The following is an 18,089-nucleotide window of genomic DNA, read 5'->3' on the forward strand; positions in this document are numbered from 1 at the left end:
AATTTTTGCACTAAATTGCTATAATGTTAGAAATTAATATTAGAAGAGGTGAGTTTAGATGAGCAAGATAAATTTACCCAAGTATTACTACAACCTTAAGGCAGACCTTCCCGAACTTCCACCCCCGCCTCTTCATCCCGTTACCGGTCAGCCCATCTCGCCAGCGGATTTAGAGGGTCTTTTTCCTAAAAGTTTAATTGAACAGGAGATTTCTACCGAACGTTTCATTGAAATTCCCGAAAAAGTCCGGGAAGCTTACGCCGAGTACCGTCCAACCCCACTTAAAAGGGCTAAAAAGTTAGAAAAGTATCTAAATACTCCCGCCAGAATTTACTTTAAGTACGAAGGTACCAACGCTTCCGGCAGTCACAAGCTTAATACCGCTCTGGCCCAGGCTTATTTTAATAAGTTAGATGGAACCGAACAGCTTACCACCGAAACCGGAGCCGGTCAGTGGGGAAGCGCTTTAGCTTATGCCGCCAATTTTTTCGGGCTGAAGTTAACCGTATATATGGTGGGTATAAGCTATGACCAAAAGCCGTACCGGAGGATTTTCATGGAAACTTTCGGCGCCCGGGTGGTAAAAAGCCCAAGCCGGGAAACTGCTGCCGGACGTAAGGTTTTAGAAGCCGACCCTGATTCTCCGGGAAGCCTGGGTATTGCAATTAGCGAAGCGGTAGAGGTGGCCATGAGTGACCCCAAGACCAAGTACGCTTTGGGAAGTGTTCTGGACCACGTCCTTTTGCACCAGACGGTTATCGGGCAAGAGGTTTATGAAGAATTATCCCTTTTGGGAGAAAAGCCCGATGTCTTGATTGCCTGCGTGGGCGGTGGCAGTAACTTTGGTGGCTTTACCTTTCCTTTTGTGCGGGAAAAATTAAAAGGTGAAAATATTGAAATAATTGCTGTAGAGCCAAAGGCCTGCCCAACCCTTACCGAAGGAGAATATAAATACGATTTTGGCGATGTTGCCGGCCTTACTCCTAAAATGCCGATGTATACTTTAGGCTACGATTTTATCCCCCCGGGCATCCATGCGGGAGGACTTCGGTACCACGGCGATTCACCTTTGGTAAGCCTTCTTTATAAAAATAAAATTATTTCCGCCAAAGCTTATCCCCAGTTAAAGGTCTTTGAAGCTGGAGTAACCTTTGCCCGTACCGAAGGCATTATCCCGGCACCGGAATCTTCCCACGCTATCGCCGCAGCTATTGATGAAGCAGTTAAATGCCGGGAAGAAGGTGTTGCTAAAACCATTGTTTTTAATTTAAGCGGGCACGGCTATTTTGACTTGTCCGCGTATGAAGCCTATTTTGCTGGCAAACTTAAAGATTGAGGAAAAATCCCCGGTTTTACCGGGGATTTTTAATTAAAGACCGGCTGACCTCTTTTTATTTCACCATGCCTAACATTCACACTTTTTAGTTTCCTTCCCGTAAATACCGCTTCAGCAATAACGGTTTTAGAAGTTTCTTTATTACCACTGGAAGTAAATATAAAGTTACCCAGGCTGTAAAAGATTGGTCTCCCTTTATAGATTTCATACTTTTGCACTACGTGCGGGTGATGGCCCATTACCACATCGGCTCCCGCTTCAACCAGCTTACGAGCAAGTTTTATTTCGGGAGGATTTGGGGTTAAATCCCTCTCCACTCCCCAGTGAACGCTTACCACTAAAAGATCGTATTTAGCATCATTTTCGCGGATTAACTTTAAGATTTTACCGACATTCGGCTCATAAAGAGACCAGATTCCCGTTTTTTTGGAACTTGCCACCCAGGTAGTTGAAGGAATAACCCGGGAAAAAGCAAGAAAACCAATTTTATACCCCTGCCAGGGGATTTCCGTGATATAAACATCCCTTCCTGCCCCTGAGTAGTAAATCCCTTCTTGCCGTAAGTAGCCAAGGGTATCATACAGACTTATCAGCCCATAATCCGCCGAGTGGTTATTTGCAACCGAAACCGCCGTAACCCCTGCCTTTTTCATAGCCTTTAAAAATTCCGGTCGACCCCGAAAAGTATATTTTTTCATTTCGGACTTTCCCCGAAGAGAAATACAGCTTTCTAAATTGGCAAAGACAAGCTTACCCTGAAAATATTTTTTAACCTTCTGCCAGGGATAATCATAACCGTATTTTTGGTAGTAATAATTTAAGTTGCCGCCGGCTAAGACATCCCCCAAAAAGACAAGTTTAATTTCCTTTGTCGGAGAAGCTGCACTGGCAAAGGCGTCAGTTAAGGTAATTGCCAGTAAAAAAGTTAAAAAAATAATTTTTACCCTGCGCAAATATACTCCACCTCATAATTAAAAATGCTGAAAACCCCTATCCTGCAAGACTACCCCATCTTCAGCTTTTACAATTCCCCGCCCATCATATCCCGTAACCATACCAATTTTAAACAGCGGTAAGTCCAGTTTATAAAGCTCTTCCTCCTTTTCGGCCGGCACGGTAAACAAAAGTTCGTAATCTTCGCCGCCGTGTAAAGCAAAATCCAAAGGTTTTAAGGTAAATTGCTGGCAGAAAGTTAAAAGAGCAAAAGACAATGGTATTTTTTCCCGGTCAATCTTAATTTCCACCCCGGAAGACCGCGCTATTTCCTGAAGTTTTTTCACAAGACCGTCACTTAAATCATTGGCAGAATTGGCAAGCTTTTCACGGCAAAGAAGCTGACCTAATTTCAATCTGGGTTCTGGTTCCAGGTGCCGGGAAATCAAATATTTTTCCACTTCTTCCGGTAATAAACCCAATTTTTCCTTTAAAAGCAAATAAAGCCCTGCCGCGCTATCTCCAAGGTATCCTGAAACATAAACCCCATCTCCTGGTTTAGCTCCGCTTCTGGTTAACACCACATCATTTAGGGCTTCACCCAAAACCGTAACCGAAACCATTATTTCGCTACCGGCTCCTGTAGTATCGCCCCCAATTAAAGTAACCCCATACTTTTGAGCCACACTTTTTAATCCCTGGTAAAAACCCTCCACAAAATTAACGTCAGTGGTTTTAGGTAAAGCCAGACTCACCAGACAAAAGCGAGGTATACCTCCCATTGCCGCAATGTCGCTTAAATTTACCGCTAAAGCCTTTTTCCCCAATATTTCTGGCTTCGTGTAATTTTGCTTAAAATGGACGTTTTCCACCAGTAAATCAGTGGTAACAAGAAGCTTTCCTTTAATTTCAACTACCGCCGCATCATCCCCGATTCCCAAAATAACTCCAGGGGATACTTCAGTAGCTTTCTGGGCAATAGCTATAACCCCTTCTTCCCCAATCTTTGTGATCTCCATTTTATCACCGTAGCACTTGAACTTTTTCCGAAGTTAACTCCAAAAACTCTTCTTCAGTTAAATTATAAAGAGAATCTATAAAATTTACCAGAAAACTTCCGGGCCCGGTACTTATTTTCCGGGCTTTTTCCGAAGCCGCTCCGTAAAAAGTTAAAGCCGCTAAGGCCGCAAGAGCCGGTTCTTCGGTTACCCCAACAAAAGCACCAATTAACGAGGTGAGGGCACACCCGGTTCCGGTCACTTTTTGAAGCATTATATCCCCGGTACGGTTTAAATATAGCCCTTCTTCAGCAATTACGTAATCTACCGGCCCAGTTGCCACAAGAACAGTTTTGTAGCGTTTAGCCACTTCTGTAAGATTTTCGGCTGTAAAATCGGATGCTTGGCTGTCCACCCCTTTTACCTTGGCAGAATTTCCCGCCAAAAAGCTTATTTCACCGTAATTACCCCTAATTATTGTGAAATTTCCAGAATCTAAAAGTTCAAATGTCGTTTCGTTGCGGTATGTGGTTGCCCCCAGACCCACCGGATCCAACAGCAAAGGCTTTTGATATTTATTGGCTAAATAAACTGCTTTCTTAAAATACTCAACCTGACGGGAGTGAAGGGTTCCGATATTTATGACTACTGCATTAGCAATTTTGACTAAATCATCAGCTTCTTCTATCCCCTCCGACATGATGGGCGAAGCTCCAGCCGCTAAAAGTACGTTGGCAGTAAAATTAGTCACTACATTATTGGTTAAATTCACCACCAGAGGAGATAAGTCCCAAACCTTTTCCCGGATTTCCCATAGAGTGTTAAGCATTTTTTCCGCCCCTTTCATTCATAATTTTCATGGCACAAAGTTCCCCGCACATGGAACAACTCTTTATGTCTTGAGAGCCGCGCTCTATTCGCATTTTTCTGGCCCGCTCGGGATTTATTGCCAGTTCAAACTGCCGTTCCCAGTTTAACTCTTTTCGGGCTACACTCATTTCATAATCCCGGTTCCAGGCTTCCCGGTTCCCCCGGGCCAAATCAGCTGCATGAGCGGCAATTTTTAAGGCAATTACCCCTTCTTCTACATCTTCCACCGTGGGCAATCCTAAATGCTCCGCTGGAGTAACATAGCAGAGAAAATCCGCCCCAAAGTACGCAGCCCAGGCGCCACCAATCGCCGCAGTAATATGGTCGTATCCCGGAGCAATGTCGGTAACCAGTGGCCCTAATACATAAAAGGGAGCGTTGCCGCAAAGCCGCTTCATAAGTTTAACGTTCATTTCAATTTGATTGATGGGCACATGCCCGGGGCCTTCCACCATTACCTGGACGCCTTGATTTTGGGCGTACTTAACCAGTTCACCGAGCTTCATTAATTCCATAATTTGCAGCTGGTCAGTAGCATCCGCAATACTTCCCGGTCTTAAACCGTCCCCCAGGCTTAAGGTAACGTCGTATTTACGGCAAATGTCCAATAATCGGTCAAACTGTTCGTAAAGAGGGTTTTCCCGTCCGTTTTTTTCCATCCAGGCAATGGTTAAAGAACCACCGCGACTGACCACCTCCGTCACCCGCGGAAAACGGTCAAGAACCTTTAAAATTTCCCGGTTCACTCCTACATGCACCGTCATAAAGTCAACGCCGTCAGCCGCCTGTCTTTCGATAACGTCAAAGAGCAGTTCCGGATCTAACCGGCTGATATCACCGTATTTATTTAGCGTTTCAGCCGCCGCCTGATATAAAGGTACGGTCCCTACCGGCACCGAACTTTCTTTTATAATCGCCCTGCGAATTTCATCAAGGTTCCCGCCGGTACTTAAGTCCATTACTGCATCGGCTCCCGCTTTAATAGCTACCTTTAATTTTTTTAGTTCATCTTCGTAAAAACAGCGATTTTCCGAAGTCCCAAGGTTAGCATTTACTTTTACTTTAAGCCCCGCTCCAATACCTTTGGGATGCAAATTTTGGTGATTAATATTAGCCGGTATTACCACTTCCCCCGAAGCTACCTTTTGCCGGATTTCTTCCGGAGATTTTCCTTCCTCCGCCGCCACTATCTCCATTTCCCTGGTAATAACTCCTTCTTTTGCTTTTAAAAGTTGAGTCATTATCGTTCACTCCTTTGCTTTAATAATTGTTTCCCGTAGTTCGTAAACCGCTTTAGCCGGGCTTTCCGCTCCAAATACAGCCGAAATTACCGCAATCCCATCGGCCCCGGCCCGGATTACCTCAGAAACCTTTTCTTTATCAATACCCCCAATAGCTATTACCGGAGTATTGGGAAACTCCTCTTTAAGCTTCCGAATCACTTCTACCCCGCAGGGTGGTGCAGCATCTTCCTTGGTGGACGTGGGAAAAATTGGCCCAAGACCAAGATAATCGGCTCCTGCCTTTATGCCTGTAATCCCTTCTTCATAATTGGTAGCCGAAAGCCCGATAATTTTTCCGGGAAAATGCTTTTTTACCACCTCCAGGGGCAAATCCTCCTGTCCTACATGTACCCCATCAGCATTTAACGCCATTCCAAGGTCCAGCCGGTCGTTAACAAAATAAGAAACTCCATGTTTTTCGCAAAGTTCTTTAAGCCGCATACCCTCCCGGTACATTTCGGCTCCCTTTTTTCCTTTTGCCCGGTACTGAAAAGCCGTCACTCCATTTTTCAGGCAATCTTCAATAACCCTCCAGAACTTTTCTTCGTTTAGATAAGCATCATCGGTAAGTAAGTATAAGGTTAAATCTACTGCAGACTTAATCAAAGCTAAAACTTCTCTTTCCAGGTCGTAAAGTAAAAACCTTGCTTTTTTGGCATTAGGAACAATTGCCGCATCTAACAGCTTCCCAAATTCTTCTAAAACCCGCATGCTTTCCTGGGCTCTTTTGGCGTTGGCTAACACCACCTCCCGCAAATTATTCCTGGCCATTTCCTCCGAACTTAGCTCCTGTCCCGGGTCGTTTTGAGCATCCCGATACCACAAGGGATTGCCAGCAAGACTTTTTTCTATTTCTTTGATAAAATGCCGCAAACGCTTAAATTCCTCAAATAATTTCCTATTAGCTAAACTAAAGCGGGCTACTTCCTCCAACACCCGAATCCCTTCCCGGGCCCGGTTTAAATTAACATCAATAATCCGGTAAATTTCCATCAAATACCTCCCCGAAAAAAATAAACCTCTTCCAGAAGATGGAAGAGGTTATTTATAGCTTACCCTATTTCCTCTCCCTCCGCTGGCATTACCCAGAGCAGGTTCAAAGGGTAGGCTTCTTCATCGCGAAACCTTCTCAGCCGGGCTCATCCGGCACCCCTGAGGTTTTTAGTTATTTTAAATTTATCCAAAGAAGTATAAATTGTCAAGACAATCAAAATAACAACCATTTTTCTAACCATTAAAATTAAGATTTTAGCATTTTAACTCCGCGTTTTTACATTTAACCCTTTTTTTACCTCAAACAAATTTTCCTTATTTAAAATTATAAAAAAAACTCTAAGGGGGGATCCTGATGGCCGAATTAACGGAAGAGTTAAAAATGATTAAAGAAAGTAAGATTTTTTATCCCAATCCGGAAAAAGTAAAAAAATCGGTAGCTGGCAGTGTTGAAAAATTCAACGAACTTTTAAAACTATCCTGGGATAACCCGGAAAAGTTCTGGGATGATGTGGCTCGTGAACTTTGGTGGCTTCATCCCTGGGAAAAAACCTTTGAAGGAAGTCTCCCGGATTTCCGTTACTTTATCGGTGGTATCACCAATCCCGCTTACAACATGCTGGATCGCCACCTGGAAAAAGGAGCGGACAATAAATTAGCGCTCATCTGGGAAGGCGAAAATTATGAAACAAAATTTTACACCTACCGCATGCTCTGGGCAGAAGTTAACCGTTTTGCCAACGTCTTAAAAAGCTTTGGCCTCAAAAAAGGCGACCGGGTGGCCATTTATCTTCCAAATATGGCCGAAACAGTCATTGCCGTTTTAGCCTGCTACCGCACCGGCATTATTTTCAATACCGTTTTTTCCGGGTTTTCCGAACAGGCCTTACGGGACCGGCTCATTCATTATGAGCCCCAGGTCTTAGTTACCGCCGACGGTGGCTATCGCCGTGGTAAAGAAATACCCCTAAAACCCAAAGCTGATCAGGCTATCGAAGGAATCAGCAGTATTCAAAAAGTAGTGGTAGTTAGAAGAACCAACACCCCGGTTAATATGGTCCCGGGCAGGGATTACTGGTGGGATGAATTAATGCAAAAAGCCCCAATAGACTGTCCACCGGAACCCATCGAAGCTAACGAACCGGGTCTGGTATTTTATACCAGCGGCACTACCGGAAAACCCAAAGGTGTGGTTCATTCCGGGGTGGCCTTCACGGTAAACAATTACGTTTACGCCAAGTACCACTTAGACCTGCACCCGGAAGATATTTTATGGTGCACTGCGGACATCGGCTGGCTTACAATGCATATCTGGGGTATCGTAGGTGCCCTCACCAACGGTATTACTACCATTTTTTACGAAGGAGCTATCGACTACCCTAAACCCGATCGTTTTTATCAGATAATCCATAAATACCGGGTAAATAAGTTATTTACCGCACCAACCGCCGTGCGGATGCTAATGCGTTACGGCGAACAGTATATGGAACACTACGATCTTTCCTGCCTGGATGTGATTTGCACGGTGGGAGAACCGCTCAATCCCGAAGCCTGGTACTGGATGTATAAAAATTTAGGTAAAGAAAAAATTTACATTAACAATACCTGGGGGCAAACGGAAACGGCGGGCACCCCCTTAGCAGGAGCTGCCTGGATTACCCCGATGAAGCCGGGCTCCTGCGGTATTCAGTTTTTAGGGGCAAAGTTAGAAGTAGTTGACGAAGAAGGAAATCCGGTACCTCCAGAAACTCCGGGTAACTTAATTATGACACGACCAATTCCCATGCTGGTACGTACCCTTTGGAAAGAACATGACCTTTATCTTAAAAGCTATTTCAGTCGGGTACCGGGAGCTTATTTTACCAACGATGGTGCGGTTAAAGACAAAGATGGCCATTTCTGGGTTACCGGTCGGATTGATGATGTAATTAATGTTGCCGGTCACCGTCTCAGTACCATGGAAATGGAAAGTGCCATCATTGAAGTGGAAGGAGTTGCCGAAGTGGCAGTGGTAGGTGCTCCCGATGAAATAAAAGGGTTAGTGCCGATTGCCTTTGTAACTTTGCGTCAGGGCTACGAAGCTACTCCCCAATTAGAAGAAAAGATTCGAAAAATAGTTGTGGAGAAAATTGGGAAAATTGCCGAACCGGCTAAAATCTACTTTACACCGGTTATGCCCAAGACCGCCAGCGGTAAAATTATGCGCCGCTTATTAAAGGAACTTGTAACCAAAGGTGAAGTTAAAGGCGATGTTACCAGCCTGGAGGATGTAACTACTTTAGAAAAAATTAAGGAAATTATTAGCGGGCGGTAAAATACCGCCCTTTTTTAGCAGGAAAGGGTGACATCCATGCAAATAAAGCAAATAATGACTACCAACCTGGTTACCATAAAGCCCGAAGGTACTTTACGGGAAGCCACGCATCTCATGCGTCTTAATAAAGTTGATGCTTTACCGGTGGTGGACCAGGATTATAAACTTTTAGGATTAATTACCAAGAGTCATGTCCTGGATGCTTTTCTTAATAACCTGCCAGCCGATACGCCGGTAAAAAACCTGATGATTACAGAACTTTTTACCTTTACCCCGGAAGATGATGCCGATAAAACCTGGGAAGTACCGGTAGGCAGGGTACCGGTAGTAGATAATGAAGGCAAAATTATTGGTATTGTCACCCGTACCGATTTAATCCGCAGTTATTACAAAGAATTAAAAAGGCTAAATTCAATCCTAAACGAACGCGTAGAAAATTACCGGGAAGCTCTCAAACACTTCAGGGAAAGCCAATACCAGCAACCGGTAATTTATAAAAGTTCCGCTATGGAACAGGTAGTGGAACTGGCCCGCCGCGTTGCTGATATTGATGCGACAGTGCTAATACTGGGAGAATCCGGGTCCGGCAAGGAAGTAATTGCTACCCTTATTCACCAGGAAAGCAGACGCTGTACGGAAAATTTTATTAAAATAAATTGTTCTGCCATCCCGGAAAACCTTTTAGAATCAGAGCTTTTCGGCTACGAGCAGGGAGCTTTTTCCGGTGCCAATAAAAACGGTAAACCCGGTCTTTTTGAACTGGCCAATCACGGAACAATTTTCTTAGATGAAATCGGCGATCTCCCCCAACAGCTACAAGCAAAACTTTTAAGGGTTCTCCAGGACAAGGAAATTTACCGGTTAGGAGGTACTACCCCGAGAAAGTTAAATGTTAGAATAATTGCCGCTACCAATAAAGATCTCGCCCAGATGGTGAAAAACAAAACTTTTCGGGAAGACCTTTATTATCGTTTAAACGTTATTCCTATCACAATTCCCCCTTTGCGGGAACGGCGCGAAGATATCCCGCCCCTAATTAATTATTTCCTGGAGGTATTTAACAAAAAGCACGGTTATAATAAAATTTTTGCCCCCGAATTGGTCGATTTTTTAACCGAACAGCCCTGGCCCGGAAATGTCCGGGAGCTCAGCAATACCGTAGATCGTCTGATAATCATTTCAAGAGGAAATATCATAACTTTGGAAGATTACCAAAACCTGACCGCTCCTTCGACTAAAATAAAAGAAAATCACGAAGATTTGTCTTTAGCAAGAAGACTCGATAACGTGGAAAAAAGTCTTCTTTTAAAAGCCCTGGAAACCTACGGCTCAACCCGAAAAGCCGCTAAAGCTCTGGGAATAAGCCAGGCATCGTTTATAAGAAAAGCCCGCAAACATGGTATTAAAACCGGCTTTTAGGGTGCTTCAATTTTGAAGCGCCGCTGCAAAAATAATTCGGGTATTTTTTAAATAACTGCTTCAAAAGCGAAGCAGTTATTTCTTTAGTTTTAACTTTTTTGTTGGCACGAAACTTGCTTTCTTAATTTTTCGAAAATTCTAAAAAGGAGGTGAAAGATTGTTTATCCCGGAGGAACATCATTTAAAGGAAAGTTTTATTGCTCGTTTTATGGCCCGCTGGCACTTTAAAAACTTTGAAGAGCTAATCAAAGCAGCATATAGCTATCCCGATTGGTTTTATTCGGAAATGGCCAAACAACTGGATTTAACTTTTTTCACTCCCTACGAAAAAATAGAAGACTTAAGCCGTGGCTGGCACTATCCTAAATATTTTAATAATGCAGGTTTTAATATTGCTTACGATGCGGTAGTAAAAAAAGCTCTGAACAATGGTGAAAAAACCGCAATCATTGTCGAAAAAGAAAACTCTACCTTCGAAACTTTGAGTTTTGAGCAGCTTTACCGGGAAATCAAGAAGGCAGCAACGGTCCTGGCAAATCTGGGAATTTCCCTTGGCGATAGGGTTGCAATTTATTTGCCAATGATTAAAGAAACACCAATTTTCCTTTTAGCTTTAGCTTATATTGGAGCTGTTGCCGTGCCGGTTTTTTCCGGATACGGCTTTGAGGCAGTCCGGGAAAGGGTTATACTTTCCGGCGCCAAACTGTTAATCACCGCTGACGGCTTTTCCCGCCGGGGCCAGGAAGTACCACTTTTAAATACTGCTCTTGAGGCAGTAAAAGACCTTAATATTGCTATTCTGGCGGTTACAAATCTAAATACCCCAAAACTTTCCCCTAATTATGAAAAGCTCTACTGGTATAACGAATTAAATAAACAGTTTGCTCAGGAAATCTCCATTGCAAGTACCAGAACCGAAGATCCCCTTTTAATCATCTATACCTCCGGAACAACCGGAAAACCCAAGGGAACCCTCCATACCCATATCGGTTTCCCGGTAAAAAGTGCTATTGACATGCTTTTTGCCTTTGATATTGGTCCTGAAGATAAAGTTTTCTGGATAACCGATTTGGGCTGGATGATGGGGCCCTGGTTGATTTACGGGACTTTGCTGATTGGCGGTACAGTAGTTCTTTACGAAGGATCTCCCGATTACCCAAGCCGCACCCGGCTTTGGGAACTAATAGAAAAACATCAAATATCCGTTCTGGGTCTCTCTCCAACCTTAATCCGGCTTCTCATGACTTTTCCCGATGCTGACCCGGAAAACTTCAGCTTTAAAAGCCTTAGAATTTTAGGTTCCACCGGCGAACCCTGGACCGAAGAAGCCTGGCAATGGTTTTTTGAAAAAGTAGGTAAAAAGAAGCTGCCAATCATTAATTACTCCGGCGGCACCGAGATTTCCGGAGGAATACTGGCTTCCTACCCGATTCATAAAATTCCTCCCTGTGCTTTTACCGGAGTTTTGCCGGGAATTAATGCCGATGTGGTCGACGAAAATGGGAAACCGGTAAGAAACAGGGTGGGAGAACTGGTAATTAAAGGGCCCTGGAACGGTATTACCCGGGGGTTTTTTAACGAACCAGAGCGTTTTGAACAAACCTACTTTTCCCGCTTTGGTCCCGACCTCTGGGCTCACGGCGACTGGGCAAAAATCGATGAAAACGGTTACTGGTACATTTTAGGAAGGTCTGACGATACGATAAAAGTTGCCGGTAAACGGCTGGGCCCCGCTGAAGTTGAAAATATTGTAAACGCTCTTCCCGAAATAGCCGAATCGGCAGCTTTTGGGATACCTCATCCGATAAAAGGAGAAGCTTTAGTCGTAGTTGCCGTACCAAACAAAACAGATTTTGTCAAAGAGGAACTTATCCAAAAAATCAAAAACCAAATCGCGACCAAACTTTCTAAGGCCCTGTCTCCCGAAGACGTATTAATCGTAAAAGCCCTGCCCAAAACCAGAAACGGTAAAATATTACGCCGGTTAATCCGGGAAAGTTACCTGGGAGAAGTAAAAAGTGACACCTTTTCCCTGGAAAATCCCCAGGCTTTGGCGGAAATTCAGAGAGAAAGGAGGGAGTGAGGTGAATTTTGAGCTATCCGAAGAACATAAACTTCTCCAGGCCACCGTAAGGAAGTTTGCCGAGGAAGTTTTAAAACCCAAAGTTCGGGAGATCGACAAAAACGGTAAAATTCCAGAAGAAATCTGGTGGCAAATGGGCGAACTTGGCTTAATGGGCCTTCCAATTCCGGAAAAATACGGAGGTACCGGAGCGGATTATCTAAGTTTTGTTATAGCCGTAGAGGAACTAGCAAGGGTTTGTCCTTCCGTGGCCCTTTCCTATTCGGCCCATATCTCCCTGGGAGCAATGCCAATTTTGCTTTTTGGAACAGAAGAACAAAAAGAAACTTATCTGCCTCCTTTAACTCTCGGCAAGTACTTGGGAGCTTTTGGCCTAACCGAACCCAATGCCGGCTCCGACGCCGGTGGGACTCAAACCACCGCCGTTTTGGACGGAGATCATTACGTGATAAACGGCAGCAAAATGTTTATTACCAATGCCAGTTACGCTAAATACGTAACCATTACCGCCGTCACCGACCGCACCAAAGGTACCAGGGGAATTTCAGCCTTTATCGTACCAGTAGGGACTCCGGGCTTTACCATAATTGACAATTTTGAAAAGCTGGGTATGCGAGGTTCCAATACTACCGAACTGGTTTTCGAAGATGTCCGGATACCTAAAGAAAACCTATTGGGTAAACCCGGAGAAGGTTTCAAACAATTTCTGCAAGTTTTAAACAACGGACGCATCGGCATTGCTGCCCTTTCGGTAGGATTAGCCCAGGGTGCCTTTGAGCAGGCACTGTCCTATGCCAGTACCCGAATTCAGTTTAAAAAACCAATCGCTGCTAACCAGGCGATAGCTTTTAAATTAGCCGATATGGCTACCAAGATTGAACTTGCCAGAAACCTTACCTATAAAGCCGCCTGGCTTAAGGAAAATAACCAGCCTTTTGCCAAAGAAGCAGCAATGGCCAAACTGTTCGCTTCGGAAATTGCCGTGGAAGTAGCCTTAGATGCGGTGCAAATCCACGGTGGTTACGGTTACATTACCGAGTACCCGGTAGAAATGTTTTTAAGAGATGCCAAGCTTTTAACCATCGGTGAAGGTACGTCAGAAATTCAAAGGTTGGTTATCGCCCGGCAGCTTGGCTGCCCGGTATAAATTAATAAAGGAGGGATACCATGCACGAAAGAATCGCGATTATCGGGGCTGCTATGTCACCCCTCCGGGCAACATACCCGGAACTTTCTTACAAAGAACTAATGTTTGCAACCGTTTCCAAAGCTCTTTTAGATGCGGGAATCGGTAAAGATGATGTAGACTCACTGGTTACCTGTTCCGATGACCTTTGGGAAGGAAGAAGTATCGGTGATGAATTTGTTCCGGATCAAATTGGAGGAGCACTAAAACCCAATAACCGAATTAACGCCGACGGCGTGTACGGAGTTTTCCAGGCATTCATGCAAATACGGGCAAAAGTAGCCACCATTGTAACCGTGGTTGCCCACTCCAAATCATCAGATCTTATTACGAAAAACAGGATTTTAAATTACGCACTGGACCCGGTTATTGAAAGGCCTTTAGCCCAGCATCCCTATTTTATACCCGCCCTCGAAGCAACACGGTATATGTATGAAACCGGAATTACCCCTGCCGATCTTGCCCGGGTGGTGATAAAAAACCGCCAAGCAGCCCTTAAAAATCCCTACGCTGCCTACGGAGCAAAGTTAACTCCGGAAACGGTGCAGAATTCCCCCACTATTTCCTCACCGCTTACCGAATTAGATGCCGCTTATTATGCCGATGGAGTAGCTGTAGTAATTCTGGCCCCCGAATCGGTGGCCAAAAACCTGAAAACCAAGCCTGTTTACGTACTGGGAATTGGCTGGGATTCGGAATCGGCACACCTCGGAGCAAGAAACTGGGGTAGAGCTGATTACGCCTATAAAGCAGGAATTAGAGTTTATGAAATGGCGGGAATAAAAAACCCGGCCCAGGAACTGGATTTTGCGGAAATCGACGACCGCTTTTCTTATAAAGAACTGATGCACGCCGAAGCACTGAGGTTAGTTCCGGAAGGTCAGGGTAAAAAAGTTCTTACGGGAGAAACCATGCCAATTAATCCTTCCGGGGGTTATCTCGGTCTTGGCTATGCTCCAAACGCTGCCGGCCTTACCCGGGTAGTAGAAGCGGTATTTCAACTGCGGGGCGAAGCCGGCTCCCGACAGGTCAAAAATGCCACTAAAGGTCTTGTTTTCGGCTGGTACGGCCCGCCATCGGCAAGCGGTGGAGCCGTTATCTTAGGTAATGAGTAAAGGAGGGTTACAATGAGTTACGAAGTTGCGGTGGTTGGTGTCGGGCAAACAAAATTTGAGTACCAAAGCAAAAAAACCACTCAGGAGTTAGTGTTCGAAGCTGCCAAAAAAGCTTTAGACGATGCCGGAATGACTTTAGAAGAAATTGATACCGTCGTTTACGGTTCAGCCCCCGATGGCTTTGACGGCATTAATATGAAAGGAGAACATGTAATTGATGCCGCCGGAGCTCTGGGTAAACCTTTTGAAAGGGTATTCGTTGGCGGTGCTACCGGCGCCCTGGCTCCCATTACCGGTTACTATCACGTGGCCTCAGGCCTATCCCGGGCAACTCTCGTAATCTGTCAGGAAAAAATGTCCCCCTGTAAACCAAAACCTCAGGGATTGTTTAACACGATTTTTGACGAATTTACCGATCGACCCATGGGTATCAACTTAATTTACATTTTTGCCCTGGAAATGAACCGGTACATGACGGTAAATAAAATAAAACTGGAAACCCTGGCCAAGGTATCGGTAAAAAACAAGAAAAACGCTATGGATAACCCTTACGCCCAGTTGCCTATGGAAATCACGGTCGAAGATGTTTTAAACGCTCCGGTAATGGCCTACCCGGTCACCAAATACCACATCAGTCCAAGTTCCGACGGCGCAGCAGCAGCAGTTTTTGTAAACAAAAATATTGCCAAATATAAAGAAAAACCGGTCTGGATTGCCGGAGTCGGCTGGTGCCTCGACTCTACCTACTGGACTAACCGGGACCTGGCCTATCCCAAATATGTTGAGTACGCTGCTCGCCAGGCTTACAACATGGCCGGGATAAAAAATCCCCAAAAAGAAATCCAGGTGGCCGAACCCTATGACCCCTTCAGTTATAAGGAACTTCAGCATGCCGAAGGCCTTTTACTGGCCAACCGGGGAGAAGGTTGGAAGTTAATTGAAGAAGGCATAGCTTACCGGGATGGAAAACTACCCCTAAGCCCCTCGGGCGGTCTTTTGGGAGTTGGGAATCCTATTGCTGCAGCAGGTATGATGAAATTTAACGAAATTGTTTTGCAACTGCGCGGTGACGCCGGCAAACGGCAGGTCAAAAATAATCCAAAAGTTGGCGTTGTGCAAGCCTGGGGTGGACTTATGCAATTTACCGGCGTCCTGGTCTTAAAAGCCTAAAGAGGAGGTGCCAAAATGGCCGAATTTCACGGTGTTAAAAGCCGCTGGGAAATCAAATACGAATGGTCCGGTGGAATAGCGATAAGCCGCTTTATGCAGGGTTTAAAAGAAGGAAAAATTCTTGGGGTTAAATGCCCCCACTGCAAAAGGGTTTTGGTTCCGCCGCGGATTTTTTGCGAACGGTGTTTCATTGAGCTTACCGAATGGGTAGAACTTTCACCCCGCGGAAAAATCAACACTTTTTCCATAGCTTATATAGATACTAACGCTCTTCCTATTTCCACACCACAAATTAATGCCGTAATTGATTTAGACGATGCCCGGGGAATTATCGGTATTTTTCACATTATTGGTGAAGCAAAACCCGAAGAAATTTATGTGGGAATGCCGGTAGAGGCAGTTTTTCGTCCGGCAGAAGAAAGAACCGGCTCTATCCTGGATATCAAATACTTCCGTCCACTTAAGGAGGGAAAACCCAATGAATAAAATCCAAAATCCCGGGGAAATCGTTTACCAGTACGGCGAAATAAAAATGGATTACCTGCACCCAGCAGGGGAAATACGAGAAAAATGTTTATTAGCTTTAAAAGAAACTAAATTTCTCGCCAGTTACTGTCCAAAATGCCACCGCACCTTCTTCCCGGCCCGGGCTTACTGTCAGTATTGTTTTGAAGAACTTAACGATTTAGTGGAAATTCCGCAAGAAGGAATTCTAAAAAGCTTCACCGTTTGCTACCGCACTCAGGACGATGAACCGCTGACGCAACCGGTTATTTATGGTCTAATTGAAATTACCGGCGCCAGTGAACTCCTCCTTCATTACCTGGGAGGAATACAGCCCGGCCAGCTTAAAATCGGCCTAAAGCTAAAACCGGTATTTAAGGAAAACCGGGAAGGACAAATTACCGATATCGCTTATTTCACCCCCGCACAGGAGGTATAAAAATGTTTTATGATTTTTTTTAACCCGACAAAATATCAAGCCGGGATATATCCCGGACCATATCAATAACCCTAAACAATTAACATCCTATAAAAAAAAGCAACTTGAAACAACCATCCTTTATTTTCTAAAAACCCCCAGGGAAAAGAAAGATTTAGAAGATTTCCTGGGGGTTTCCCCGAAACTTATCCATCAGCTAATCAACGAACTCCTTGCCGAAGAAAAAATAACAAAAATTCAACGAAAATCAAAAATTTATTTCCAGTGTAAAAAGGAAAATAAAAAAATTTGTCGAAATCTTAATTATGGCCCTAAAAGGTAAAGGTAAACCTTAAAAAAACCCCACAACCCAAACGATAGCCTTTTAGGGCTTTTTTTGTTTTTTAACCCTTCCAGGGTTGCTGGTCATAGGGAATGTATTTTTCCTTATCTACCGTACCGTTAAAGACATAAACAAAGACTTCATGTTCTTCGCCGTTCTGGTCAACGGCCCTGGTTAAAATCCTCTGATACAGACTTCCTTCTCCTTCATAATCATCGAGCCTGGCCAAGGTCTTTGCTGGTTCGTGGACCAACTCGTATATTTCGCCCTTAACCCGGTCCCCCTCCTGTTTCACCACTCCCGGGTACCAGTTAGACACTTTATACAGTGAAAAACCATAAATCTCTCCAGGACCTATGTACTTTTGCCGGGAAAGCAGGAAATTAGCTTTTTGGTTTCGCATTAGCGTACCGTACACAAAGACTTTCATCCCTTACCCCCTTAAAACAGGTAAATACTTACCTTCTCTATACTTTACAAGCATATCTCCTTCTATTTGAATTTTGGCCTGTCCTACTGACAAATCAATTACTTCCCGCAGAAACTTTTCTTCCAGTTCAGGAATAACTCCAAAATAGCCGGTAACTTCCTGAAGATATACCGGCTCTCTCTGGGGTAAACCTAAATTATTGGCAAGTTTTAAAATCCGCGACCAGTGTTCATAGCTAACGGTAACTGAATAAACAGGAATCTTTTTGACAGTAATTATAGTAGCTTTATTTAAACAAAGTTCGGCAGCTTTTCTGTAAGCTCTAATTAAACCCCCGGCTCCTAAAAGAATTCCGCCAAAATACCGGGTTACCACAACACACACATTGGTAAGTTTTTTTTGCATGATTGCTTCCAAAACGGGGCGTCCGGCGGTGCCGGAAGGTTCTCCATCGTCACTCATCCGGGTAATCCTGTTTTCAATGCTATACGCAAAAACATTATGGGTAGCATCATTATGTTTTTCTTTTATTTCTTCAATAAACTTTCTTGCTTCATCTTCGGAGTTTACCGGTAAAGCCCGGCCAATAAACAATGACTTTCTTTCGGTAAACCTTTCTTCAGAAAATTCCTCAATGGTCAGAAATTCCATTTTCCTCACCGTTTTTTCTTCCATTATACCAAAAAAAACAAAA

16 protein-coding genes and 1 riboswitch are annotated in these 18,089 nt (G+C 44.2%); of the genes, 9 read left to right on the plus strand and 7 right to left on the minus strand.

Annotated features, from left to right (window positions below; genetic code table 11):
* Nucleotides 1-58 precede the first annotated feature (58 nt).
* Nucleotides 59-1,336, plus strand: coding sequence for a TrpB-like pyridoxal phosphate-dependent enzyme (locus ciss_RS12425; RefSeq protein WP_075866606.1), 1,278 nt, complete (start codon nt 59-61; stop codon nt 1,334-1,336).
* A gap of 29 nt (nt 1,337-1,365) precedes the next feature.
* Here ciss_RS12425 and ciss_RS12430 read toward each other — a convergent pair whose 3' ends face one another.
* From ciss_RS12430 to ciss_RS12450, 5 genes are read right to left on the minus strand one after another with little or no spacing between them, the layout of a single operon-like run.
* Nucleotides 1,366-2,289 (minus strand): CapA family protein, encoded by a 924-nt coding sequence (locus ciss_RS12430; protein WP_075866607.1) that lies wholly within the window; start codon nt 2,287-2,289, stop codon nt 1,366-1,368.
* Nucleotides 2,290-2,307: 18 nt separating this feature from the next.
* Nucleotides 2,308-3,288 (minus strand): thiamine-phosphate kinase, encoded by a 981-nt coding sequence (gene thiL, locus ciss_RS12435; protein WP_075866608.1) that lies wholly within the window; start codon nt 3,286-3,288, stop codon nt 2,308-2,310.
* Nucleotides 3,289-3,292: 4 nt separating this feature from the next.
* Nucleotides 3,293-4,096, minus strand: coding sequence for a hydroxyethylthiazole kinase (gene thiM, locus ciss_RS12440; RefSeq protein ID WP_075866700.1), 804 nt, complete (start codon nt 4,094-4,096; stop codon nt 3,293-3,295).
* On the minus strand, nt 4,089-5,378 hold the full coding sequence (thiC, locus tag ciss_RS12445) for a phosphomethylpyrimidine synthase ThiC (protein WP_075866609.1): 1,290 nt from the start codon (nt 5,376-5,378) through the stop codon (nt 4,089-4,091). The genes thiM and thiC overlap by 8 nt, the downstream gene beginning before the upstream one ends.
* Nucleotides 5,379-5,384: 6 nt before the next feature.
* Nucleotides 5,385-6,413 carry a thiamine phosphate synthase gene (locus ciss_RS12450; protein ID WP_075866610.1) on the minus strand — a complete coding sequence of 343 codons (1,029 nt, stop codon included), beginning with the start codon at nt 6,411-6,413 and terminating at the stop codon, nt 5,385-5,387.
* A 57-nt stretch (nt 6,414-6,470) separates the two neighbouring features.
* Nucleotides 6,471-6,584, minus strand: a riboswitch (TPP riboswitch).
* A gap of 184 nt (nt 6,585-6,768) precedes the next feature.
* Between ciss_RS12450 and acs the strand changes: the two genes are divergently transcribed.
* From acs to ciss_RS12490, 8 genes are all read left to right on the plus strand, one after another.
* On the plus strand, nt 6,769-8,727 hold the full coding sequence (gene acs / locus ciss_RS12455) for an acetate--CoA ligase (RefSeq protein WP_075866611.1): 1,959 nt from the start codon (nt 6,769-6,771) through the stop codon (nt 8,725-8,727).
* Nucleotides 8,728-8,763: 36 nt separating this feature from the next.
* Nucleotides 8,764-10,146, plus strand: a complete 1,383-nt coding sequence (locus ciss_RS12460) for a sigma 54-interacting transcriptional regulator (protein WP_075866612.1) — start codon at nt 8,764-8,766, stop codon at nt 10,144-10,146.
* 157 nt (nt 10,147-10,303) lie between these two features.
* Complete coding sequence (locus ciss_RS12465) at nt 10,304-12,229, plus strand: AMP-binding protein (protein WP_075866613.1); 1,926 nt, start codon at nt 10,304-10,306, stop codon at nt 12,227-12,229.
* A gap of 1 nt (nt 12,230) precedes the next feature.
* Entirely contained in the window at nt 12,231-13,376 is a 1,146-nt protein-coding gene (locus ciss_RS12470) for an acyl-CoA dehydrogenase (RefSeq protein ID WP_075866614.1), read from the plus strand.
* 20 nt (nt 13,377-13,396) lie between these two features.
* Nucleotides 13,397-14,530, plus strand: a complete 1,134-nt coding sequence (locus ciss_RS12475; RefSeq protein ID WP_075866615.1) for a thiolase C-terminal domain-containing protein — start codon at nt 13,397-13,399, stop codon at nt 14,528-14,530.
* Nucleotides 14,531-14,542: 12 nt separating this feature from the next.
* Nucleotides 14,543-15,700, plus strand: a complete 1,158-nt coding sequence (locus tag ciss_RS12480; protein ID WP_075866616.1) for a thiolase domain-containing protein — start codon at nt 14,543-14,545, stop codon at nt 15,698-15,700.
* A gap of 15 nt (nt 15,701-15,715) precedes the next feature.
* Complete coding sequence (locus ciss_RS12485) at nt 15,716-16,186, plus strand: Zn-ribbon domain-containing OB-fold protein (RefSeq protein ID WP_075866617.1); 471 nt, start codon at nt 15,716-15,718, stop codon at nt 16,184-16,186.
* A complete protein-coding gene (locus ciss_RS12490; protein ID WP_075866618.1) occupies nt 16,179-16,643 on the plus strand; it encodes a Zn-ribbon domain-containing OB-fold protein in 465 nt (154 codons plus the stop codon). Before ciss_RS12485 ends, ciss_RS12490 begins: the two co-directional genes overlap by 8 nt.
* A gap of 383 nt (nt 16,644-17,026) precedes the next feature.
* On the opposite strand, the gene ciss_RS12495 is transcribed toward ciss_RS12490, so the two are convergent.
* On the minus strand, nt 17,027-17,395 hold the full coding sequence (locus ciss_RS12495) for a gamma-glutamylcyclotransferase family protein (protein ID WP_075866619.1): 369 nt from the start codon (nt 17,393-17,395) through the stop codon (nt 17,027-17,029).
* Between the two features lie 3 nt (nt 17,396-17,398).
* Nucleotides 17,399-18,046, minus strand: a complete 648-nt coding sequence (locus ciss_RS12500; protein WP_075866701.1) for a YigZ family protein — start codon at nt 18,044-18,046, stop codon at nt 17,399-17,401.
* Between the last annotated feature and the right edge of the window lie 43 nt (nt 18,047-18,089).

The organism is Carboxydothermus islandicus, from assembly GCF_001950325.1.
Lineage (GTDB): Bacteria > Bacillota > Z-2901 > Carboxydothermales > Carboxydothermaceae > Carboxydothermus > Carboxydothermus islandicus.